General features: G+C 70.6%; 19 protein-coding genes and 1 tRNA gene. 8 read left to right on the top strand and 12 right to left on the bottom strand.

Annotated elements, in window-relative coordinates:
- The first annotated feature begins 40 nt into the window (after positions 1-40).
- From pheT to ACO2TI_RS11895, 5 genes are all read left to right on the top strand, one after another.
- Positions 41-2,464 (top strand): phenylalanine--tRNA ligase subunit beta, encoded by a 2,424-nt coding sequence (gene pheT / locus ACO2TI_RS11915; protein WP_423284569.1) that lies wholly within the window; start codon positions 41-43, stop codon positions 2,462-2,464.
- Positions 2,465-2,497: 33 nt separating this feature from the next.
- Positions 2,498-2,839, top strand: a complete 342-nt coding sequence (locus ACO2TI_RS11910) for an integration host factor subunit alpha (protein ID WP_423284567.1) — start codon at positions 2,498-2,500, stop codon at positions 2,837-2,839.
- A 36-nt stretch (positions 2,840-2,875) separates the two neighbouring features.
- Positions 2,876-3,337, top strand: a complete 462-nt coding sequence (locus ACO2TI_RS11905; protein ID WP_423284565.1) for a MerR family transcriptional regulator — start codon at positions 2,876-2,878, stop codon at positions 3,335-3,337.
- 58 nt (positions 3,338-3,395) lie between these two features.
- A tRNA-Pro gene (locus ACO2TI_RS11900) sits at positions 3,396-3,472 on the top strand.
- Between the two features lie 152 nt (positions 3,473-3,624).
- Complete coding sequence (locus ACO2TI_RS11895; protein WP_423284563.1) at positions 3,625-3,912, top strand: DUF2249 domain-containing protein; 288 nt, start codon at positions 3,625-3,627, stop codon at positions 3,910-3,912.
- Positions 3,913-3,949: 37 nt separating this feature from the next.
- Here the strand turns inward: ACO2TI_RS11895 and ACO2TI_RS11890 are convergent, their stop codons facing one another.
- Positions 3,950-4,621, bottom strand: a complete 672-nt coding sequence (locus tag ACO2TI_RS11890; RefSeq protein ID WP_423284561.1) for a response regulator — start codon at positions 4,619-4,621, stop codon at positions 3,950-3,952.
- Positions 4,622-4,636: 15 nt separating this feature from the next.
- Positions 4,637-6,526 (bottom strand): type IV pili methyl-accepting chemotaxis transducer N-terminal domain-containing protein, encoded by a 1,890-nt coding sequence (locus ACO2TI_RS11885; RefSeq protein ID WP_423284559.1) that lies wholly within the window; start codon positions 6,524-6,526, stop codon positions 4,637-4,639.
- Between the two features lie 157 nt (positions 6,527-6,683).
- On the opposite strand from ACO2TI_RS11885, the gene ACO2TI_RS11880 reads away from it, so the two are divergent.
- The 3 genes from ACO2TI_RS11880 to ACO2TI_RS11870 are packed head-to-tail and all read left to right on the top strand — an operon-like array spanning position 6,684 to position 8,652.
- A complete protein-coding gene (locus ACO2TI_RS11880; protein WP_423284558.1) occupies positions 6,684-7,151 on the top strand; it encodes an Rrf2 family transcriptional regulator in 468 nt (155 codons plus the stop codon).
- Entirely contained in the window at positions 7,148-7,483 is a 336-nt protein-coding gene (locus tag ACO2TI_RS11875; protein WP_423284556.1) for a metal-sulfur cluster assembly factor, read from the top strand. Before ACO2TI_RS11880 ends, ACO2TI_RS11875 begins: the two co-directional genes overlap by 4 nt.
- Complete coding sequence (locus ACO2TI_RS11870) at positions 7,432-8,652, top strand: hypothetical protein (RefSeq protein ID WP_423284555.1); 1,221 nt, start codon at positions 7,432-7,434, stop codon at positions 8,650-8,652. Before ACO2TI_RS11875 ends, ACO2TI_RS11870 begins: the two co-directional genes overlap by 52 nt.
- Here ACO2TI_RS11870 and ACO2TI_RS11865 read toward each other — a convergent pair.
- The 10 genes from ACO2TI_RS11865 to ACO2TI_RS11820 all read right to left on the bottom strand — a co-directional run bounded on the left by ACO2TI_RS11865 (position 8,562) and on the right by ACO2TI_RS11820 (position 20,672).
- Positions 8,562-9,131, bottom strand: coding sequence for a hemerythrin domain-containing protein (locus ACO2TI_RS11865; RefSeq protein ID WP_423284554.1), 570 nt, complete (start codon positions 9,129-9,131; stop codon positions 8,562-8,564). The genes ACO2TI_RS11870 and ACO2TI_RS11865 overlap by 91 nt on opposite strands.
- 7 nt (positions 9,132-9,138) lie before the next feature.
- Positions 9,139-9,585, bottom strand: a complete 447-nt coding sequence (locus tag ACO2TI_RS11860; RefSeq protein WP_423284553.1) for a universal stress protein — start codon at positions 9,583-9,585, stop codon at positions 9,139-9,141.
- 16 nt (positions 9,586-9,601) lie between these two features.
- Positions 9,602-10,879 carry an NnrS family protein gene (locus tag ACO2TI_RS11855; RefSeq protein WP_423284552.1) on the bottom strand — a complete coding sequence of 426 codons (1,278 nt, stop codon included), beginning with the start codon at positions 10,877-10,879 and terminating at the stop codon, positions 9,602-9,604.
- A 12-nt stretch (positions 10,880-10,891) separates the two neighbouring features.
- Positions 10,892-12,100, bottom strand: a complete 1,209-nt coding sequence (locus ACO2TI_RS11850) for an NAD(P)H-dependent flavin oxidoreductase (RefSeq protein WP_423284550.1) — start codon at positions 12,098-12,100, stop codon at positions 10,892-10,894.
- A 114-nt stretch (positions 12,101-12,214) separates the two neighbouring features.
- Positions 12,215-12,916 (bottom strand): carbonic anhydrase, encoded by a 702-nt coding sequence (locus ACO2TI_RS11845; protein WP_423284548.1) that lies wholly within the window; start codon positions 12,914-12,916, stop codon positions 12,215-12,217.
- An 11-nt stretch (positions 12,917-12,927) separates the two neighbouring features.
- Positions 12,928-13,713, bottom strand: a complete 786-nt coding sequence (locus ACO2TI_RS11840; protein WP_423284546.1) for a peptidylprolyl isomerase — start codon at positions 13,711-13,713, stop codon at positions 12,928-12,930.
- Positions 13,710-14,513 (bottom strand): respiratory nitrate reductase subunit gamma, encoded by an 804-nt coding sequence (gene narI / locus ACO2TI_RS11835; RefSeq protein WP_423284545.1) that lies wholly within the window; start codon positions 14,511-14,513, stop codon positions 13,710-13,712. Before narI ends, ACO2TI_RS11840 begins: the two co-directional genes overlap by 4 nt.
- 12 nt (positions 14,514-14,525) lie before the next feature.
- Positions 14,526-15,221, bottom strand: a complete 696-nt coding sequence (gene narJ, locus ACO2TI_RS11830; RefSeq protein ID WP_423284543.1) for a nitrate reductase molybdenum cofactor assembly chaperone — start codon at positions 15,219-15,221, stop codon at positions 14,526-14,528.
- A gap of 3 nt (positions 15,222-15,224) precedes the next feature.
- A complete protein-coding gene (gene narH / locus ACO2TI_RS11825; RefSeq protein ID WP_423284541.1) occupies positions 15,225-16,748 on the bottom strand; it encodes a nitrate reductase subunit beta in 1,524 nt (507 codons plus the stop codon).
- Between the two features lie 129 nt (positions 16,749-16,877).
- Complete coding sequence (locus ACO2TI_RS11820) at positions 16,878-20,672, bottom strand: nitrate reductase subunit alpha (RefSeq protein WP_423284539.1); 3,795 nt, start codon at positions 20,670-20,672, stop codon at positions 16,878-16,880.
- Between the last annotated feature and the right edge of the window lie 16 nt (positions 20,673-20,688).

Genomic DNA, 20,688 nt, shown 5'->3' with positions numbered 1-20,688 from the left:
GCGAAGAAACAGCCCCGAACGGTTTTCCAAGACAAGCACCATGCAATTCCCCGAGTCCTGGTTGCGCGACTTCTGCAACCCGCCCCTGTCCACCGCCGAACTGGCCGAGCTGCTCACGATGTCCGGCCTCGAGGTCGAGGAGCTGCGCCCGGTGGCGCCTCCGTTCTCGCAGGTCGTCGTCGCCAAGGTGCTCTCGGTCGAGAAGCACCCGGGCGCGGACCGCCTGAACGTCTGCCAGGTCGACGCAGGCACCGGCGCTGTGCTCAACATCGTCTGCGGCGCGCCCAACGTGCGAGCGGGCATCAAGGTGCCGTGCGCGCTCGTCGGCGCCGAACTGCCGCCCGCCGAAGAGGGCGGCGAGCCGTTTCGCATCAAGCTCGGCAAGCTGCGTGGCGTCGAGAGCCAGGGCATGCTGTGCTCGGCGCGGGAACTCAAGCTCTCCGACGACCACGGCGGCCTGCTGATCCTGGCCGACGACGCGCCGGTGGGTCGCAACATCCGCGAGCACCTCGCGCTCGACGACACGCTGTTCACGCTCAAGCTCACGCCCAACCTCGCGCATGCGCTGAGCGTCTACGGCATCGCCCGCGACGTCGCCGCGCTCACCGGCGCGCCGCTGTCGACGCCGGCCTTCCCGCCCGTCGCGCCGAAGCACGACGCCAAGCTGCCAGTGCGCGTCGAGGCTCCTGACCTGTGCGGCCGCTTCTCGGGCCGCGTGGTGCGCGGCGTGAACCCCAAGGCCGCCACGCCGGCCTGGATGGTCGAGCGCCTCGCGCGCTGCGGCCAGCGCTCGGTGAGCGCGCTGGTCGACATTTCGAACTACGTGATGTTCGAGTTCGGCCGCCCGTCGCACATCTTCGACCTCGACAAGATCCACGGCGGCCTCGTCGTGCGCTGGGGCCGCGCGGGCGAGTCGCTCGAGCTGCTCAACGGCAACACCATCACGGTCGACGAGCAGGTCGGCGTGATCGCCGATGGCGACGGCAGGGTCGAGTCGCTGGCCGGCATCATGGGCGGGCAGTCGACCGCGGTCTCGGACGACACGCGCAACATCTACGTCGAAGCCGCGTTCTGGTGGCCCAAGGCGGTGATGGGTCGCTCGCGCCGCTACAACTTCTCGACCGACGCCGGCCACCGCTTCGAGCGCGGCGTCGACCCGGCGCTCACCGTCGAGCACATCGAGCGCATCACCGCGCTCGTGCAGCAGATCTGCGGCGGGGAGGCCGGCCCGATGGACGACCACGTCGTCAACCTGCCCAAGCCGCAGCCGGTGACGATGCGCGTCGCGCGGGCAAGCAAGGTGATCGGCATGCCGGTCACGCAGGCGCAGTGTGCGGAGGTGTTCCGCCGCCTGGGCCTGGCCTTCACCGAAGCCGATGGCAGCCTGACCGTCACGCCGCCGAGCAACCGCTTCGACATCTCGATCGAGGAAGACCTGATCGAAGAAGTCATCCGCGTGCTGGGCTATCCCAGGCTGCCGGGCACCCCGCCGCTGGCGCCGGTGACCGCGCGCGTAGGTGCGGAGGCGCGCCGCTCGCCGCACGTGCTGCGCCATGCGCTGGCCGGACTGGGCTACCAGGAGACGCTGAACTACAGCTTCGTCGACGCGCGCTGGGAACGCGAGCTCGCCGGCTGCGACAACCCGATCAAGCTGCTCAACCCGATCGCCAGCCAGCTCGACGTGATGCGCACCAGCCTCATCGGCAGCCTGGTCCAGGTGCTGCGCTACAACCTGGCCCGCAAGGCCCAGCGCGTGCGCGTGTTCGAGCTCGGCAAGGTGTTCCTGCGCGATGCCTCGGTGCTCGAAAGCGACGCCACGGTCGCCGGCATCGCACAGCCGCTGCGCCTGGCCGGCCTGGCCGCCGGGCCGGCCGCGGAGCTGCAATGGGGCCAGCCCGAGCGCGCGGTCGACTTCTACGACGTCAAGGGCGACATCGAGGCGCTGCTGGCGCCGCGCGTCGCGCGCTTCGCCGCCGCCGAGCATCCGGCCCTGCACCCGGGGCGCAGCGCGCGCATCGAGCTGGACGGCGTGACGATCGGCCACGTCGGCGAGCTGCATCCGCGCTGGCGCCAGGCCTACGAGCTGCCGAGCGCACCGATCGTCTTCGAGCTCGACGCCGAAGCGCTGATGCGCGGCCGCCTGCCGCAGGCCACGCCGGTGCCGCGCCAGCTGCCGGTGACGCGCGACCTCGCGCTGATTGCCGGCGAGGGCGTGACGCATGACGCACTGATCGCCGCCGTGAAAGCCGCGCCGACCGACGGCCTGGTGCGCGACGCGCTACTGTTCGACGTCTACCGCCCGAAGACGCCGACGGCCGAGATCGCCGCCGGTGAACGCAGCCTCGCCGTGCGCCTCGAGCTGCTCGACGAGCAGGCGACGCTGACCGACGAGCGCATCGATGCGGCCGTGCAGGCCGTGGTGACACACCTTAGTAGCACGCTGGGCGTGCGCCTGCGCGGCTGATCCGACCAACTCCGGAAGACGATGAGCCAAGACATGGACCGAGTCATCCTCCCGACGCTCGAAACGCCGACGCTGACCAAGGCGGAGCTCGCCGAGCTGCTGTTCGAGCGCCTGGGCCTCAACAAGCGCGAGTCCAAGGACATGGTCGAAGCCTTCTTCGAGCTGCTGCACGAGCAGCTCGTGGCGGGCAATGACGCCAAGCTCTCGGGCTTCGGAAACTTCCAGATCCGCCGCAAGGCACCGCGCCCGGGCCGCAACCCGCGAACGGGCGAAGCGATCCCCATCAAGGCACGCAACGTGGTGACGTTTCATGCCAGCCACAAGCTCAAGGCCCTGGTGCAAGGCGAGATCCCCAACGGCGACGACTTCGAGTAAAGTCTGAACAAAACCCCCACACCTCATTGATTTCCAATGGAAAAAGCGCTGCCGCCCATCCCAGCCAAGCGCTATTTCACGATCGGTGAGGTCAGCGAGCTGTGTGGCGTGAAGCCCTACGTGCTGCGCTACTGGGAACAGGAGTTCACCCAGCTCAAGCCGATGAAGCGCCGCGGCAACCGGCGCTACTACCAGCACCACGAGGTGCTGCTGATCCGTCGCATCCGCGAGCTGCTGTACGACCAGGGCTTCACGATCAGCGGCGCGCGCAACCGGCTCGCGGAGTCCCCGATGCGCGTGCCGGCCGGCGCCGCGCTGCCACCCGAAGGCGATGACGAAGCGCTGGTCGAAGACGACGCGACGATGGCCGTCGCGCTGCTGAAGAAGGACTCGCCGGCCCCGGCCGCCCGCACCTCGGTTTCGGCCGGCGTCGAAGGTGACCCGTGGGCGCCGATCCGCGAAGAACTGATCTCGATTCGCGGCCTGCTCGCCGTGTGATCGCGAGGGCGCCGCAGCGCGAAGCGCATGAATCCTGCGGCTATAATGCGCGCTTCTTCGGGGCGTAGCGCAGCCTGGTAGCGCACTTGCATGGGGTGCAAGGGGTCGCGAGTTCGAATCCCGCCGTCCCGACCAAGAACGAGCAAGCCCGGTGTCGAAAGACACCGGGCTTTTTTCGTTTCGGGTCTGCTTTCGTTTCGAGCTTGACCTGCGTCAGAACGCCCGCGCCGCTGGCTTCCTACATTGCTGCATCCGAAATGCATCTTCAGTCGCAGGAGCGAGCAGCCATGACCCTGACCAACTACGGCACCAAGATCGACGTGCGCGAGATCGCGCCGCGCGAGCGCCATCCGCTGATCTTCAACACCTTCCGCAGCCTGGGCGGCGGCGAGACGCTGGAGCTCGTCAACGACCACGATCCCAAGCCGCTGTACCACCAGATGCAGGCCGAGAAGCCCGGACAGTTCGCCTGGGACTATCTCGAGCGCGGGCCCGAAGTCTGGCGCGTTCGCATCACCAAGCTCGCCGCAGCGCACGCCGATGGCAATTGCTGCGGCAGCTGCGGCGGCCATTGAGGCTTTGTCGATGATCGACGCCGACGCCGGCGCCGGGTCAGGCGCTGGCGCGGTAGGTCGCCGCCACCACCGCGGCCTGCACGCGCGAGCTGAGCTGCAGCTTGCGCAGGATGTGCTGCACGTGGATCTTGACCGTGGTCTCGGCGATCGCCAGTTCGCGCGCAATCTCCTTGTTGCTCCGGCCCGCGGCGATCAGCTCGAGGATCTCGCGCTCGCGCGCCGACAGGCTGTCGATCGCATGCGCCGGCACGGCGGGCTCGGCCTGCGCCGACGCGGCGGCCGTGAACTGGAAGGCCGCCGCCAGCTTGGCCGTCATCGCCGCGCTCACGCTGGACTGACCGCGCGCGGCGCGCTCGATCGCGTCGCCCAGCTCGTCGCTGTCGGAGGTCTTCAGCAGGTAGCCTGACGCGCCGGCGCGCATCGCGTCGGCGAGGTCGCGCTCGTCCTCGCTCATGGTCAGCATCAGGATGCGCATGCCCGGGGCGGCGCGCAGCAGATCGGGCAAGGCGTCGACGCCGCGCGCGCCGGGCAGGTGGTTGTCCAGCAGCATGACCTGCGGGCGCAGCTGCGCCGCGAGCTGCTGCGCCTTCGCGGCGTCGCCGGCCTCGGCCACGACCTCGAATCGGCCGTCGCTGACCAGCAGCGCGGTCAGCCCGCGCCGAAAGAGCGTGTGGTCGTCGACCACCATGACCTTGATCGCATCGCTCATGGACTCGCTCCTTCTTCACGCGGCCTGCGCTTCGCGCTCGGGCAGCGAGACGACGACGCGAGTGCCCGCGCCCGGCGCGGAACGCACATGCACCTGTGCGCCGATGCCGGCAGCGCGCTCGCTCATGATGCGCAGGCCGACATGCGTCTCGTCGGGCTGCGCATCGGTGCCGGTATCGAAGCCGAGACCGTCGTCGCGCACCTCGATGCGCCAGTTCGGTTGCTGCTGAACGTCGAGCCAGACCTTGGTTGCACCGGCGTGCTTGCGCACGTTCGACAGCGCTTCCTGCACCACATGCAGCAGCTGCACCTGGACATCGGGCGCGAGCGGCACGCCGCGGCCGTGGACGTCGATGTGCGTCTCCAGGCCGGTCTGGTGGTGGAACTTCTGCAGCGTGGTCTTGAGCGCCGGCACGATGTCGTCGCCGTTGGTGCGGGTGCGAAAGTGCAGCAGCAGCTCGCGCACGTCGGCCGTGCTCTCGCGCACGCCGGCATCGATCTCGTCGACGGTGCCCAGGGCCAGCGCGGCCTCGCCGCGCTCGAGTGCGCGGCGCAGCAGCTGCACCTGGATCTTCATGAATGCCAGCCCCTGGGCGATCGAGTCGTGGAGCTCGCGCGCGATCAGGCTGCGCTCCTCGGCCACCGCGGCCTCGCGCTCGAGCGCGGCCGCACGCAGTCCTTCCATGCCGCTGGCAAAGTGGCTCGCCAGGCTTTCGAGCAGCTGCAGGTCTTCGCTCGCGAGCGCTGCGCCGTTGCCGCGGAACAGCAGGTTGACCTCGCCCAGCGATTGCTCGTGCAGGCGCACCGGCACGGCCACCATGCGATCGAAGCCGAAGCGCTCGCAAGGCGTCGGCGCACCTGCGTCGGCGGCGCGAATCGGGATGCTGCGCACCGCGCTCGTCTGCGGCTCGCTGACGCAGTGGCAGCCGCCGTCGGACAGGCAGCGTTCATGCTCGAGCAGGCCCGCAGGCACGCCCTCGGAAGCCAGCAGCACGTGCTCGCCGTGCTGGCCGTCGCGCCAGCGCAGCATCGCCGCATCGGCGTGCACGGCCCGGCGCATGCGCCCGGCCAGGCCTTCGGCCAGGGCCTGCAGATTGGCGGCGCGACCGACGAAGGCGCTGGCGTCGTACAGCAGCGCGAGCCGCTCGCGCTCGGCGCGCAAGGTCTCGGTCTTGCGGCGCACCTTGTCCTCGAGGTCGCGGTAGAAGCCCTGCAGCGTGGCCGCCATGCGGTTGAAGCTTTGCGACAGGTGGCCGAATTCGTCGTGGCTGGCCACGTCGACGCGCGCGCCGAGGTCGCCGGCCTCGATGCGCGCCAGGCCGGCCTGCAGCCGCGCCAGCGGATTGAAGACGAACAGGTAGGCGGCGTAGAGCAGCGTCACGCCGCCGGCGATGGCCAGCGCCATCAGGCCGAGCTGGAACAGCGTCAGCAGCGTGGTCCAGCGCGCCAGCCGGTGCTCGATCGCATCGACGAAGGCATCGACGGCGGCGACCATGTGTTCGGCCCGCGCGGCCGCCTGCGCGTTCGACGGCGCCGTGCCCGACTGCCAGTCGCCGCGCAGCGCAGCCCAGCGCTCGCGGACCTGCCCGAAGGCGGCGCGGGTGAGGGCGTCGCGCGGCACAAACAGCGGCCGCGCCGGATCGCCGCTGCCGAGCAGCTCGAGCGTGGCCTCGTACTGCCGAACGAGCTCCGCGTGGCGCGCGGCGTCGCCGCTGCCCACCCCCTGCGCCAGGCGCCAGGTCTGCATGCGCAGCCGTCCCGCCTCGTTGACGGCGGCAGCGCCGCCTTCGAGCTGCCACGTCACCCACAGCGTCAGCGCGATCGAACCAAGCGCCAACGCGAGCAGCGCGGCGCCGATGATGCCGAGCTTGGCCGACAGCGGCGCGGTGCGCAGAAGCTTGTGCATCGCCGGCAATGTAGGCGGCGTGCCGCGTCGCCGGCTTGCGACGCGTCAATCGGCGTCTGCGTGGGCGGGGCGAGCGCCTTGATCGCCGTCAAAGCTGCATCGCATCTGCACCTTTACGCTGCATCGCTCCCGTATGCCGCGGCCTGCCGCAGCGCCAATGAAACTCACCGCCTTCACCGACTACGCGCTGCGCGTGCTGATCTACCTGGCCGCGCAGCCGCAGCGCCGCGCGACGATCGCAGAGATCGCCGCCGTCTTCGATGTGAAGGAGAACCATCTGACCAAGGTCGCGCACTTCCTCGGCAGGAACGGGCTGCTGCACAACGTGCGCGGCAACGGCGGCGGGCTGGAGCTCGCGCGCGAGCCGCAGGCCATCGTCGTCGGTCAGGTGGTGCGGCTGACCGAAGGCGCCGCGATGCCGGCGCAGTGCTTCGGCGATGCGCCGGGCGCGTGCCGCATCGCGCGCCAATGCCGGCTGCGCGACGCGCTGGGTCGCGCCGTCGACGCGTTCTACGCGGTGCTCGACGACTGCACGCTCGAGGACCTGGTACACGAGCAGCCCGCGCTCGGCGTGCTGCTGCGGCCGGGGCGGCCCGTCGCGCGCATCCACGTGCCGCTGCCATGACGACGTCCAGCCCCTTTCCCTACGAAGGCCCGCCCGAGCTGCGCGAGGCCGTCGGCGCCGCGCTGTCGCGCGTGATCGACCCCGAGGTCGCGCTCAGCATCGTCGACGTGGGGCTGGTCTACGGCGTCACGATCACGCCGCAACGCATCCACGTGCGCATCACGATGACCTCGGCCGCCTGCCCGGTGGCCGACGTCGTCGTCGACGACATCCACGCCGAACTCGGGTGCACCATGCCTGAGGGCCGCGAGATCGAGGTCGAGCTCGCCTGGGAGCCGGCATGGACGCCCGAACGCCTGAGCGAGCGCGCGCGGCGCTTCCTGCAGTGGTAGGCGCGGCCATCGCGCTGCGCCTGCTGGTCGGCGCCGCCGTCGCGACCAGCCTGGCGGCCGGCATCGTCGGCGGCCTGTGGCGCGCCGGCGCTCCGGTGGTCGCGGGCAGCTGGCTCGCGCAGGCGGTGCCGTTCCACGCGGCGCTGATGATCGGCGTCTTCTTCGGCAGCGTGATCGGCCTCGAGCGCGCGGTCGCGGTCAAGCGGCGTCTCGCGTTCACTGCGCCGCTCGCGGCCGCGCTTGCCGGGCCGTGCCTGCTGGCGGGCCGCGTGACGGCGGGGCAGGCGCTGCTGGTTGTCGCGGGCATCGCCTTCGTCGCGGTCAACGTCGCGATCGTGCGCCGCCAGCGGCAGGCTCACACGGTCTTGCTGCTGGTCGCCGCGCTGGCCTGGCTGGCAGGCAACCTCGGTTTCGCCGCGGGCGAAGCCGGTCCCGCGACGCTCTCGTGCTGGTTCGCCTTCCTGGCGCTGACGATCGCTGCCGAACGCCTGGAGATAACGCGCCTGCTGCGCCGCCGTCCCGGCGCGCTGGCCACGTTCTTCGCCATCGTCGCGGCGCTGCTGGCTGGCGCCGCGCTGTCGGCCGTCGCACCGGCGGCGGGCGGCATGGGCTTTGGCGCGGCGCTGTCGTTCTGGCTGATGCGCCACGACATCGCACGGCGCACCGTGCATGCGCAGGGGCTCAGCCGCTACATGGCGGTGTGCCTGCTGGCCGGCTATGCGTGGCTGGCTGTCGCGGGCCTGGCCTGGGTCGCGCTGGCCGCCGGTGCCTTTGCAGCGCGCGATGCAGCGCTGCATGGCCTGGGCATCGGCTTCGTGCTGAGCATGGTGATGGGCCATGCGCCCGTGATCCTGCCGGCGCTGGCGCGCGTGAAGGTCGAGTTCGGCCCCTGGTTCTATGCGCCGCTGGCGCTGCTGCACGGCTCGCTGCTGCTGCGCCTGGCCGGTGGTGCCGTCGATCCGGCGTGGCGCGCGCGGTGCCGAGGGCAATGCCTGGGCCTTGCTGCTGATCGCCGCGGCCATGGCGGCCGGTGCGCTCGCCTGGCGCCGGCGGCACTGAGGCGGCCTGCCGCGTCGGCTCAGGGCTGCGGCAAGCCGCGGCGCGCCGCCATCTCGTCGCCCATGCGACGCAGCGCCTCGGCGCTGCCGTGGGCCTGCACGAGCGGATAGGCCTGCCGCTCCTCGGCCACGATGTGTCGCTCGTACAGCGTGGCAAAGGCTTCCCAGCGCTGCCGCTGGCCGGGCGCGTGGCCAGCATGCCAAACGCCCGCCGCGATGCGGGCCAGGTCGCGGCGGATCGCCTGCCACTCGCTTTCCATGCGGCGGTGCTCGCGCACCAGCCGCTGCGCAAGCGCGGCACGGCCGTGGGCCGCGAGCCAGGGGATCACGTGGCGCTCCTCGTCCTCGTGGTGGGCCGGCGCGGCGATGTCGAAATAGCGCATCACGTCGCGCGCGGCGCCCACCGCGCCCGCGTCCACGCCGTGGCTTTCGAGGTGACCGGCCAGCAGCGTGAGCAAGCGCAGCATGCGATGCACGCGCTCGTGGCAGGCCTGCAGCATCTCGAACGGCTGGGCAAAGCCCACCGCCGGCTCGCGTTGAAGCAGCGCCCGCGGGGCGCGCGGTTCGCCCGGTTCGGCGATGTGCACCATGGCCGCCTCAGTGCAGCACGAGCAGCGGCAGCTTGCTGCCCGCCAGCACGGCCTTGGTCTGCGATCCGAACAGGAACTCGCCGAACGCGCCGCGGCCGTGCGTGACCATCACGATCATGTCGCAGCCATGCGATTCGGCCGCTGCGATGATGGCCTGGTCGACCCGGGGCACCTGGTCGAAGACGCCTTCGAAGGGCACGCCCGCGGCGCGCGCGGCGGCTTCGAAGCGGCTGAGCAGCGGACGGGCGTGGGAGGCCGCCGCCGCGTCGTACCAGGCGTTCTCGTTGTCCATCAGCGCCTTCAGGCGTGGCGTCGCCGGCAGCGGCGGCAGCGGTTCGGCGACGAAGGCCGTGACCGCCGCGCCAAGCTGCCGGGCCAGCGACAGGCTGTGCTCGATGGCCTTGTCGGTGAGTTCATTGCCGTCGACCGGCACGAGGATGCGCTTGACGTGCATGGCATTTCCTTTCTGATCAACCGGCGCGGCCATCGACGCGCGGGCGGCCCAGCCAGCCGCCGTAGCGCCAGGCCCAGCCGGCACAGGCGGCGCTCCAGCACAGCGCGGCGGCCATGAGCAGCGTCGCCGCGGCCTGCGGCCACAGCTCGGCGCCCACGCGCAGCACCGTGGCCGCCTGCAGCACGAGGTACAGCGTCCAGGCGACGTTGTCCGCCGCCAGCGGTCGGCCGCTGTGGCCGGCGGCGACGCGCGTGACCATCGCGATCAGGGTCGCGCCCAGATAGCCCATGGTCAGCGCGTGCAGCGGCGCCAGGCCGAGCGAAGGCAGCCCGGGCCACGCGAAGGCGCGCAGGTTCTCGGCACCGGCCAGCGCGAGCGCGAGGCCGAACCAGAGGAAGCCGCCGTGCAGCATTGCCAGCAGGCGGATGCGCAGGCTTTGCACCAGGCCCCAGCGCAGCGCGAGCCACAGCAGCAGGGCCGCCGCCGGCCACTGCAGGGCGGCCAGCGCCAGGTGCGCGGCGCGGGGCAGCGGCCACCACAGCAGCGCCGCGATTGCGCCGCAGGCACTGGCGGCCAGCGCCGCCAGCATGGCCCACAGCAGCCAGGTCGGCCGCCATGCGTCCAGCAAGGGCAAGGCGCTCGCGGTGAAGAACGGGATCATGCGGTGCGAAACGATCGCGAAGGTCGGCGCGAGAAAGCCCCACAGCGCCAGCTGCGCCGCGACGCGTGCCAGCGTGGCATCGCCGGCGCCGACGGACCAGGCGCCCAGCGCCATCGCCAGTGCGCCGACGCTGCCGGCCGCGAGCACGGCCTTGGCATGCAGGCGGTCCGGCGCGCGGCTTTGGCGCACCAGGCGCGCGAAGCGCAGCCCCAGCGTCGTCCAGGCGAGCGCGGCGCTCGCCATGCCCGCCGCCGCCAGCCTCGGCTCGAACGCGAAGCCCGCCAGCGCGAGCAGCCAGCCGCCCGCATAGCCGCTCACGCCGAACAGCAGTCGCGCCGCCGGCACCTCGGGCAGACCCAGCCAGCGCGGACCGGCGGTGAAGGCAAAGCCGACGATGAACATCGGCATGAAGCCCAGCGACATCGCCAGCCCATGCGCGGCGGCCGGCGGCACGGACCAGGGCCAGTGCCAGCCGGCGTGGCGTGCGGCCAGCGCCAGCGTCCACCACAGCGCGGTGGCGGCCATCAGCACGGCCGCGGCGAAGAAGCCCAGTCGATGCGGGGCGCTGGCCACGCGGGCGACGTGCCAGCGGCCATCCGCGGCGCCGGCGGCGTGGACCGGGATCGTGCTCATCGCTGCATTCCTTCAAGCGGCGGCCGGCGTGCCCAGTGCAACGCCGGGCGTGAGCAGCCGCTCGATCAGCTGGCGCACGCTCGCGATCTGCCTGCCGAACGGCAGCTCACCGGTGCCGCGGAAGAACAGGCCCTTGGCCAGGTCGCCGCGCAGCGCGGCGGCCAGCTGGCGGTCGATGCAGAACTGGCCCCATCCGATCAGGCCGTCGCGCAGCCCGCATTGCGCGAGGCAGTCGAACGCCAGCGTGCAGCGCGACTTCGCATGGACCGTGGCCTGCAGCCGCGGCAGCGCCTGCAGGTAGCGCTCCAGCCACGGCGTGCGCACCGCGCGCGCGGGCAGGCCGGCGACGCTGACGAACTCGACCAGGTCCTCGTCGCGCGCCTCGGCGAGCACGCGCTTGAAGACCGGATCGGCATCGCATTCCTCAGTGGCCACGAAGGGCGTGCCGAGCTGCACCGCCGCGGCGCCGAGCGACTGCAGCCGCGCGATGTCCTCGAAGCGGCGCACGCCGCCGGCGGCGATCAGCGGCACCTCGCGCTCGATGCCGGCGCTGCGCAGGAACTCGATCGTCTGCGGAATCACGCGTTCGAAGTCGAAGCGCGGATCGCGCAGGTCATCGACCTTGGCCGCGCCGAGGTGGCCGCCGGCCAGACCCGGATGCTCGATCACGATCGCATCGGGCAGGCGCTGGCGCCGCTCCCACTTCTTGACCACCAGCGCGACGCCGCGCGCGTCGGACAGGATCGGCACCAGCAGCGCCCTCGGATGCTCGCGCGCGAGCTCGGGCAGGTCCAGCGGCAGCCCCGCGCCGACGACCACCGCGTCGATGCCGGCCTCGAGCGCGGTGCGCACCGAGGGGGCGTACTCGCCGACCGCACGCATCACGTTGACCGCGAGCAGACCGCGACCTTGCGACAGCTTGCGCGCCGCGGCGATCTCGCGCTGCAGCGCCTCGAGGTTCGCGGCGTCGATCACGCGCTTCTTCTCGGGCCCCGGGCCGAGCTCGCGGCTGCGCGCCAGCAGGTCCGGGTGGTGGCGACGCAGGTCGACCGAGGAGATCGTGCCCACGGCGCCGTGCGCCGCGACGCTGCCGGCCAGCCGGTGCGCCGACACGCCCACGCCCATGCCGCCTTGCACGATGGGCAGCAGCGTGCGCCCGCCAAGGCGCAAGGGTGCGAGCTGGCGCGCGGCCAGCAGGTCGAAGAGAGGGTTCGTGGGCATGGCGAGAGCTTCGAAAGACGATTGCCGCAACCGTAGTTCGCCGCGGCGCTGCTGTCCTTGACGTGGGCCAAACCTCGCCGACAACGCGGCTCGAAACACGGCCGTCGGCACAATTCAAAGGCCGCAGGGCACGCCGCTCGCGTCGAGCAAGTCCGCGTTGGCGCCGGGGTCGCTCACGCGGTACGGACCCGTGCCGGCGTGCTCGGACTGCGAGGCCGGCACGAAGCCGCCGCGCACGACGTCGAAGACATGCACTTCGCCGTCCTCGATGACGTAGTGCCAGCCGTGGAGGCTCAATCGGCCGGCCTCGACGCGCTCGCGCACCATCGGGTAGTCCATCAGCCGTTCGAGCTGTAGCACGACGGCGCGCTGCTCGGTGCGCCGCAGGACCTCGGGCCCCGGATCGGCAACCGGCAATGCGGCCTCGCGGCCCAGCTCGAGCCATTGCGCCAGGTGCCGCGCCTGCGGCGCCACGTCGCCGTAGAGCGCGCGGATCGCACCGCAGTGGCTGTGGCCGCACACGACGATGCGGTGCACATCGAGGTTGAGCACCGCGAACTCGATCGCCGCCGCGGTGCCGTGGAAACCTTGCGACTGATCGTGCGGCGGCACGAAGGCGCCGACGTTGCGCACCAGGAACAGCTCGCCCGGCTGCGCGCCGGTGAGCAGGTAGGGCACGAGTCGCGAGTCGCTGCAGCCGATGAACAGGGTCAGCGGATGCTGGCCGTCGTCGACCAGCAGGCGGAAATGAGAGCGGTACTTCGGAAACGCGTCGTCGTGGAAGCGCCTCAGCCGCTCGATCAGCTCGTCTGGCATGGCGCAATGCGCTACTGCTGCAACGGCGATTCGTTGCCGTCGAGATCGACGCCTTCCACGCAGGCGGCAGCGGCCAGGCGCTGCAGGTACTGGCGCAGCGCGGTCGCAAAGGCCTGGCGCTCGAGCGCGAGCCGAACCTCGGCCTGCACTTCCTCGAAGGCGCGCTGGCGTCCCGCCTCGCGGGCGAGCACCTCCACCACGTGCAGGCCGAAGCGGCTGTGCACCAGGCGCGGCAGCACGCCGATCTCGCTGTGCGCGAACACCTCGTGCGCGAACTCCGGCGCGCAGTCCTCGCGGCGCAGCCAGCCCAGGTCGCCGCCTTGGGCGCCACTGGGGCAGTTGGACCACCGAGCGGCGGCGTCGGCGAAGCGGTCGCCACCGCCGCCGGCCGCGGCGATCTCCTCGCGGCTGCGCGCGCGCAGGTCGATCAGGCAGGCTTCGGCGCGAGTGCGCAGCGCGCTCACGTCGACCCCCGGCGTGACCGCGAACAGCACGTGGCGCACGCGCACGCGCTCGCCGTGCGCATAGCGCTGCGCGTGGGCGGCGTGGTAGCGGCGGCAGGCCTCGTCATCCGCGACCGGGCGCGGCAGCTCGCGCTCGAGCAAGGCCTCGATCGCGGCACTCGCGGCTTCGCTGATCGCCTCGTCGCGCGGCGCCGGGTCGGCGGCGGCCAGCAGCCCCTGCGCGATCGCCTCCTGGCGCAGCAGTTCGAGGTGGGCCCGCTGGCGCAGGCGCTCGCTGTCGAGCAGTTCGTGGGCCGCGGCGATCGGAACGCCGTTGATCGCGGCGGCGTTCATTGGTGCCCCCTTTGCGTCGCGCGCTGTGCCCCCAGCAGTGGCGCGCGAGTCGTTTCGGGCTGCCGTGCGGCAGGCTTGTGCGCCTGCCCGGCGGCAGGGCGGCGCTCGGCCGGCAGGTTCAGCCGGCGCGAGCGCACGATCTGGTACGGCCGCAGCAGGTAGGCCACCGAGGCCAGGCCGCTCCACACGTGCACCAGCCGGCTGAACGGGAACAGCAGGAAGATCGTCATGCCCAGCACCATGTGGACCTTGTAGGGCCAGGCGATCGCGGCGAGCGCGCTGGCGTCGGGATTGAGCGTGACGATGCGCTGCGCCCAGTCGGACAGGATCAGCATCACCGAGCCGTCGCTGTGAGACAGCGAATAGGGCAGGGTGATCAGGCCGAGGCTCAACTGCAGCCACAGGATCAGCAAGATGGCGAGGTCGGTGCGGTGGCTCGTGAGCCGCACCCGCGCATCGCTGACGCGGCGCCAGATCAGGCCCGTCAGGCCGATGAAGCAGATCGTGCCCGCCACGCCGCCGGCCACCACCGCCAGCAGCTGCTTTTGCGCCGGCGTGATGAAGTGCTCGTAGAGCCCATGCGGGGTCAGCATGCCGACCGTGTGGCCGACGAACAGGAACAGGATGCCTGCGTGGAACAGGTTGCTGGCCCACTTGAGGCTGCGCCCGCGCAGGAGCTGCGAGGAGTCGCTTTTCCACGTGTACTGGTCGCGGTCGAAGCGCGCCAGGCTGCCCATCAGGAACACCGCGAGGCAGATGTAGGGGTAGACGACGAACAGGAAGTTGTTGAGCGCATTCATCGTGGCTCCTTGTCAGGCGGCGCTGCGCGTGGCCGCAGGCTGCGGCCGCACGACGCGAATCGGCTGCGGCTGGCCCGGACGCGACTGGCCCTGGGTCGAGCAGCCGCCGAAGGCCTCGGGCTCGGCCCAGCTCTCGTCGAGGCTGGGCTCTTCGGGAAGCGTCACCTTGTCGCAGCGTTCGCCCGCGAGGTCGAGCACCGCGGCGGCCACGCTCGCGTAGGCGCTGCGCCGCTCGAGCAGCGCCGTGAACAGCGCACGCACGATGTGCGCGGTCTCGCGCAGGAACTCGCGCGCCTCGGCCTGCGGCTGCGTGCTGGCGAACTCGAGCACCACCGGCAGGTAGTCGGGCAGCTCGCCGGGCGCGAGCAGCAGGCCGGCGCGCTCGTAGGTCTGCGCCAGGTCGACCATGGCCTGGCCGCGCTCGCGGCTGTCGCCGTGCACGTGCTCGAACAGGTGCAAGGCGGTCCGCCGGCCGCGGTCGAACAGCTCGACGTAGTCGGACTCGGCGCGCAGCGCCGGCGCATGGGCGAGGCGGTCGATCAGGTCGTCGAGCTCGACCAGGCGCCCGGCGATCAGCGCGCGCTCGTCGTGCAGCGCCTCGCTCAGCGCAGGCAGCGCGGCGCGCATCTCGTCGTCGGGATAGCGCAGCAGCCAGGCGAGCGCGCGCAGGCTATGGCTCATGCGGCGGGGAGAGTTGAGCAAGGGCATGGTTCAGATCTCCGCCTTGATGGGAATGGTCCGCTTCTTCTCGCTGCCGAACAGGCTGGTCTCGGTCGTGCCTTCGCTGCAGCCGTTGCCGAACGAGAATCCGCAGCCGCCGCGCACGTTGAAGGCGTTCTCGGCGTACTCGCGGTGCGTGGTCGGGATGACGAAGCGGTCCTCGTAGTTGGCGATGGCCATCACGCGGTACATCTCCTCGACCTCGGCCTCGCTGATGCCGACCTGCTCGATCGCAGCGCGGTTGGCCGCGCCGTCGACATGCTTGGCGCGCTGGTAGGCACGCATCGCGAGCATGCGTTCGAGCGCGCGCTCGACCGGCTGCGTGTCGCCCGCGGTCAGCAGGTTGGCGAGGTACTTGACCGGAATGCGCAGCTGGCGCACGTCGGGGATCTCGCCGTTGGCGCTGACGTGGCCGGCGTTGGCCGCGGCGGTGATCGGCGACAGCGGGGGCACGTACCAGACCATCGGCAGCGTGCGGTATTCGGGGTGCAGCGGCAGGGCGACCTTCCACTGCACGGCCATCTTCCACACCGGGCTGGTCTTGGCGGCTTCGAGCCAGTTGTCGGGCACGCCATCGCGGCGCGCCTGCTCGATCACGGCCGGGTCATGCGGGTCGAGGAAGCAGTCGAGCTGCGCCGGGTAGAGGTCAGTGTCCTTCTCGACGCTGGCGGCTTGCGCGATGCGGTCGGCGTCGTAGAGCAGCACGCCGAGGTAGCGGATGCGCCCGACGCAGGTCTCCGAGCACACGGTGGGTTGGCCCGCCTCGATGCGCGGATAGCAGAAGATGCACTTCTCGGCCTTGCCGCTCTTCCAGTTGTAGTAGATCTTCTTGTACGGGCAGCCCGAGACGCACATGCGCCAGCCGCGGCACTTGTCCTGGTCGATCAGGACGATGCCGTCTTCCTCGCGCTTGTAGATGCTGCCGCTCGGGCACGAGGCCACGCACGCCGGGTTGAGGCAGTGCTCGCACAGGCGCGGCAGGTACATCATGAAGGTGTTCTCGAACTGGCCGTAGATGTCCTTCTGGATGTCTTCGAAGTTGCGGTCCTTCGAGCGCTTGGAGAACTCGCCGCCCAGGATCTCTTCCCAGTTCGGGCCCCACTCGATCTTCTCCATGCGCTGGCCGGTGATCAGGCTGCGCGGGCGCGCGGTGGGCGCGGCCCTCATCTCCGGCGCCGACTGCAGGTGGTCGTAGTCGAAGGTGAAGGGCTCGTAGTAGTCGTCGATCTCGGGCAGGTTGGGGTTGGCGAACAGGCGCATCAGCAGCTTCCACTTGCCACCCTGGCGCGGCTCGATCGAGCCGTCCTTCTTGCGGACCCAGCCGCCGTTCCACTTGTCCTGGTTCTCCCACTCCTTGGGATAGCCGATGCCCGGCTTGGTCTCGACGTTGTTGAACCAGGCGTACTCCACGCCCGGACGGCTGGTCCACACGTTCTTGCAGGTCACGCTGCAGGTGTGGCAGCCGATGCACTTGTCGAGGTTGAGCACCATGCCGATCTGTGCGCGTACTTTCATTGCTTGGCTCCGATTCGGATGACTCCCTCTCCCGCCTGGCGGGAGAGGGTGGGGGTGAGGGTTCGGGACGGCCCGCGCACGGCCCTCACCCCAGCCCTCTCCCGCGCGCGGGAGAGGGAGCAAGCCCGCTCATGGGTTCTCTCCTTGAGACTGGTACGCCTTCGCCAGGTGGTCGTCGCGCGGCGTGTCGAGCCAGTCGACCTTGCTCATCTTGCGCACCACCACGAACTCGTCGCGGTTCGTGCCGATGGTTCCGTAGTAGTTGAAGCCGTACGAGAGCTGCGCGTAGCCGCCGATCATGTGGGTCGGCTTGGTGACGATGCGCGTCACCGAGTTGTGGATGCCGCCGCGCACGCCGGTGATCTGCGAGCCGGGCGTGTTGATGATCTTTTCCTGCGCGTGGTACATGAGGGTCATGCCTGGCTTCACGCGCTGGCTGACCACCGCGCGCGCGGCGATCGCGCCGTTGACGTTGAACAGCTCGACCCAGTCGTTGTCCTCGATGCCGGCCTCGCGCGCGTCGTCCTCGCTGAGCCAGATCACCGGCCCGCCGCGGTTGAGCGTAAGCATGATCAGGTTGTCGGAGTAGGTGCTGTGGATGCCCCACTTCTGGTGCGGCGTGATGAAGTTCAGCACCACTTCCTTGTGGCCGTTGGGCTTGCGCTGCAGCATCTCGGCGGTGGCCTTCAGGTCCACCGGCGGGCGGTAGCTCGAGAAGCCCTCGCCGAAGGCGATCATCCAGGGGTGGTCCTGGTAGAACTGCTGGCGCCCGGTCAGCGTGCGCCAGGGGATCAGCTCGTGCACGTTGGTGTAGCCGGCGTTGTAGGAGACCTTTTCGCTCTCCAGGCCCGACCACGTGGGACTGCTGATGATCTTGCGCGGCTGCGCCTGCACGTCGCGGTAGCGGATCTTCTCGTCCTCGCGGTGCAGCGCCAGATGCGCGTGCTCGCGGCCGGTGGCCTTGCTCAAGGCTTCCCAGGCCTTGACCGCGACGTGGCCGTTGGTCTCCGGCGCGAGCTGCAGGATGACCTCGCAGGCGTCGATGTCGGTCACGATGCGCGGGCGGCCGGCGGCGTCGGTGCCGTTGAGTTCGCCGAGCTGCTTGACCTCGGTCTGCGTGTTCCAGGCGATGCCCTTGCCGCCGTTGCCCACCTTGGCCATCAGCGGTCCGAGCGAGGTGAAGCGTTCGTAGACCGCCGGATAGTCGCGCTCGACCACCGCGATCTGCGGCGCGGTCTTGCCGGGCACCAGATCGCACTGGCCCTTCTTCCACTCGCGCACCTCGAAAGGCTGCGCCAGCTCGCCCGGCGTGTCGTGCATCAACGGCGTGAGCACGACCTCCTTCTCGACGCCGAGGTGGCCGCGGCAGACCTCGCTGAAGGCGCGCGCGAAGCCCTTGTAGATCTCCCAGTCGGAGCGTGACTGCCACACCGGGTCCACCGCCGCCGACAGCGGGTGGATGAAGGGGTGCATATCGCTGGTGTTGAGGTCGTTCTTCTCGTACCAGCTGGCCGTGGGCAGCACGATGTCGCTGTACAGGCAGGTCGTGCTCATGCGGAAGTCGAGCGTGACCAGCAGGTCGAGCTTGCCTTCGGGGGCCTTGTCGTGCCACTTGACCTCGCCCGGCTTGGCATCGTCGGGGCCCAGGTCCTTGCCTTGAACGCCGTTCTCGGTGCCCAGCAGGTGCTTGCAGAAGTACTCGTGGCCCTTGCCGCTGGAGCCCAGCAGGTTGCTGCGCCAGACGAACATGTTGCGCGGCCAGTTCTCGGGCGCGTCCGGGTCCTCGCAACTCATCTGCAGCGTGCCGTCCTTCAGGCCGCGGACCACGTAGTCCTTCGGGTCCATGCCCGCCGCGTGCGCGTCCTTCACCAGCTGCAGCGGGTTGGTCTTCATCTGCGGCGCGCTCGGCAGCCAGCCCATGCGCTCGGCGCGCACGTTGTAGTCGATCAGGCTGCCGCCGAACGCGGCCTTGTCGGCCAGCGGCGAGAGGATCTCGTCGACGCCCAGGCGCTCGTAGCGCCACTGGTCGGTGTGGGCGTAGAAGAAGCTGGTGCTGTTTTGCTGGCGCGGCGGGCGGACCCAGTCGAGCGCGAAGGCGAGCGCGGTCCAGCCGGTCTGCGGGCGCAGCTTCTCCTGACCCACGTAGTGCGCCCAGCCGCCGCCGCTTTGGCCGATGCAGCCGCACAGCATCAGCAGGTTGATCACGCCGCGGTAGTTCATGTCGGCGTGGTACCAGTGGTTCATCGCCGCGCCGATGATCACCATCGACTTGCCCTGCGTCTTGTCGGCGTTGGCGGCGAACTCGCGCGCGACGGTGATCACCTGCGCGCGCGGCACGCCGGTGATGCGCTCCTGCCAGGCCGGCGTGTAGGGCGCGTCGTCGTCATAGCTCGCAGCCCCGCTGCCCAGGCCGCGGTCGATGCCGTACTGCGCCGCCTGCAGGTCGAACACGGTCGCCACCAGCGCGTGACGCTCCTCGCCGGCCTTGCCCAGGCGCAGGTGCACCGCCGGCACGCGGGCGAGGTGGATCTCGCCGCCTTGCTGCGGACTGGCCTGGAAGTGCGGCACCTCGGCGCCGGCGAAGTAGGGGAACGCGACATCGACGACCTCGTGCGCCTGCTCGCCGTCTTCCAGCACCGAGAGCTTGAGCCTCACGTCGGCGCCGTGGCGGGCCTCCTTGGCCTCGAGGTTCCATTTGCCGGCGTCGGCGCGCCCGTCGGGGCCCCAGCGGAACCCGATCGAGCCGTTGGGCAGCACCGCGCGCCCCGCGGTGTCGAAGGCCACGGTCTTCCACTCGGGATGGTTGACCTGGCCGAGCTTGCCGTTGAAGTCGCTGGCGCGCAGGTAGCGGCCCGGCACGAGGGTCTTGCGGCCGTCGGGCAGCGTCTTCTCCTCGAGCGTCAGCAGCAGCGGCAGGTCGGTGTAGCGGCGCGCGTAGTCGTCGAAGTACGCGCTGCGCTTGTCGAAATAGAACTCCTTGAAGGCCACGTGGCCCATCGCCATCGCGAGCGCGGCGTCGGTGCCCTGCTTGGGATGCAGCCACAGGTCGGCGAGCTTGGCGACCTCGGAGTAGTCGGGCGTCACCGCCACCGTCTTGGCGCCCTTGTAGCGGACCTCGGTGAAGAAGTGCGCGTCGGGCGTGCGCGTCTGCGGGACGTTGCTGCCCCAGGCGATGATGTAGTTCGAGTTGTACCAGTCGGCCGACTCGGGCACGTCGGTCTGCTCGCCCCAGATCTGCGGGCTGGCCGGCGGCAGGTCGCAGTACCAGTCGTAGAAGCTCATGCACACGCCGCCGATCAGGCTCAGGTAGCGGCTGCCCGCGGCGTAGCTCACCATGCTCATCGCCGGGATCGGCGAGAAGCCGATGATGCGGTCCGGCCCGTGCTGCTTGATCGTGTAGACGTTGGCCGCGGCGATGAGCTGGTTGACCTCGTCCCAGCTGCTGCGCGCGAAGCCGCCCATGCCGCGCACCTGCTGGTAGTCGCGCCGCGCCTGCGGGTTCTCGACGATGCTCGCCCAGGCGTCGACCGGCGACCTGGCGAGCTTGAGCGCGGCGCGCCAGCGCTCGAGCAGGCGGGCGCGCACCATCGGGTACTTCACGCGGTTGGCGCTGTAGAGGTACCACGAGTACGAGGCGCCGCGGGCGCAGCCGCGCGGCTCGTGGTTCGGCAGGTCGGCTCGGGTGCGCGGGTAGTCGGTCTGCTGGGTTTCCCAGGTGACGATGCCGCCCTTGACGTAGATCTTCCAGGAGCAGCTGCCGGTGCAGTTCACGCCGTGCGTGCTGCGCACGATCTTGTCGTGCGCCCAGCGGTTGCGGTAGGCGTCCTCCCAGGTGCGGTCTTCGCCGGTGGTCACGCCATGCCCGTCGGCAAAGTTCTCCTTGGGCAGCGTGAAGTGCGTCAGGCGGTCGAGGAAGTGGCTCATGTCTGGTTCTTCCTTG

It is taken from the genome of Caldimonas sp. KR1-144 (assembly GCF_049446155.1).
In the GTDB taxonomy this organism is placed as follows: domain Bacteria; phylum Pseudomonadota; class Gammaproteobacteria; order Burkholderiales; family Burkholderiaceae_C; genus Rivibacter.
Note: the sequence above shows the minus strand (reverse complement) of the source record. Positions and strands in the feature narration are given on the sequence as shown.

Bases quoted from the DNA above. Each gene is read 5' to 3' on its own strand.
- ACO2TI_RS11850 (WP_423284550.1), bottom strand. From the start codon at position 12,100: ATGCCCACGAACCCTCTCTTCGACCTGCTGGCCGCGCGCCAGCTCGCA.
- ACO2TI_RS11890 (WP_423284561.1), bottom strand. From the start codon at position 4,621: ATGAGCGATGCGATCAAGGTCATGGTGGTCGACGACCACACGCTCTTT.
- ACO2TI_RS11840 (WP_423284546.1), bottom strand. From the start codon at position 13,713: ATGAACGCCGCCGCGATCAACGGCGTTCCGATCGCCGCGGCCCACGAA.
- ACO2TI_RS11855 (WP_423284552.1), bottom strand. From the start codon at position 10,879: ATGAGCACGATCCCGGTCCACGCCGCCGGCGCCGCGGATGGCCGCTGG.
- ACO2TI_RS11875 (WP_423284556.1), top strand. From the start codon at position 7,148: ATGACGACGTCCAGCCCCTTTCCCTACGAAGGCCCGCCCGAGCTGCGC.
- ACO2TI_RS11885 (WP_423284559.1), bottom strand. From the start codon at position 6,526: ATGCACAAGCTTCTGCGCACCGCGCCGCTGTCGGCCAAGCTCGGCATC.
- ACO2TI_RS11895 (WP_423284563.1), top strand. From the start codon at position 3,625: ATGACCCTGACCAACTACGGCACCAAGATCGACGTGCGCGAGATCGCG.
- ACO2TI_RS11910 (WP_423284567.1), top strand. From the start codon at position 2,498: ATGGACCGAGTCATCCTCCCGACGCTCGAAACGCCGACGCTGACCAAG.
- ACO2TI_RS11905 (WP_423284565.1), top strand. From the start codon at position 2,876: ATGGAAAAAGCGCTGCCGCCCATCCCAGCCAAGCGCTATTTCACGATC.
- narJ (WP_423284543.1), bottom strand. From the start codon at position 15,221: ATGCCCTTGCTCAACTCTCCCCGCCGCATGAGCCATAGCCTGCGCGCG.
- ACO2TI_RS11845 (WP_423284548.1), bottom strand. From the start codon at position 12,916: ATGCCAGACGAGCTGATCGAGCGGCTGAGGCGCTTCCACGACGACGCG.
- ACO2TI_RS11870 (WP_423284555.1), top strand. From the start codon at position 7,432: ATGGACGCCCGAACGCCTGAGCGAGCGCGCGCGGCGCTTCCTGCAGTG.
- ACO2TI_RS11820 (WP_423284539.1), bottom strand. From the start codon at position 20,672: ATGAGCCACTTCCTCGACCGCCTGACGCACTTCACGCTGCCCAAGGAG.
- ACO2TI_RS11865 (WP_423284554.1), bottom strand. From the start codon at position 9,131: ATGGTGCACATCGCCGAACCGGGCGAACCGCGCGCCCCGCGGGCGCTG.
- ACO2TI_RS11860 (WP_423284553.1), bottom strand. From the start codon at position 9,585: ATGCACGTCAAGCGCATCCTCGTGCCGGTCGACGGCAATGAACTCACC.
- narI (WP_423284545.1), bottom strand. From the start codon at position 14,513: ATGAATGCGCTCAACAACTTCCTGTTCGTCGTCTACCCCTACATCTGC.
- narH (WP_423284541.1), bottom strand. From the start codon at position 16,748: ATGAAAGTACGCGCACAGATCGGCATGGTGCTCAACCTCGACAAGTGC.
- pheT (WP_423284569.1), top strand. From the start codon at position 41: ATGCAATTCCCCGAGTCCTGGTTGCGCGACTTCTGCAACCCGCCCCTG.
- ACO2TI_RS11880 (WP_423284558.1), top strand. From the start codon at position 6,684: ATGAAACTCACCGCCTTCACCGACTACGCGCTGCGCGTGCTGATCTAC.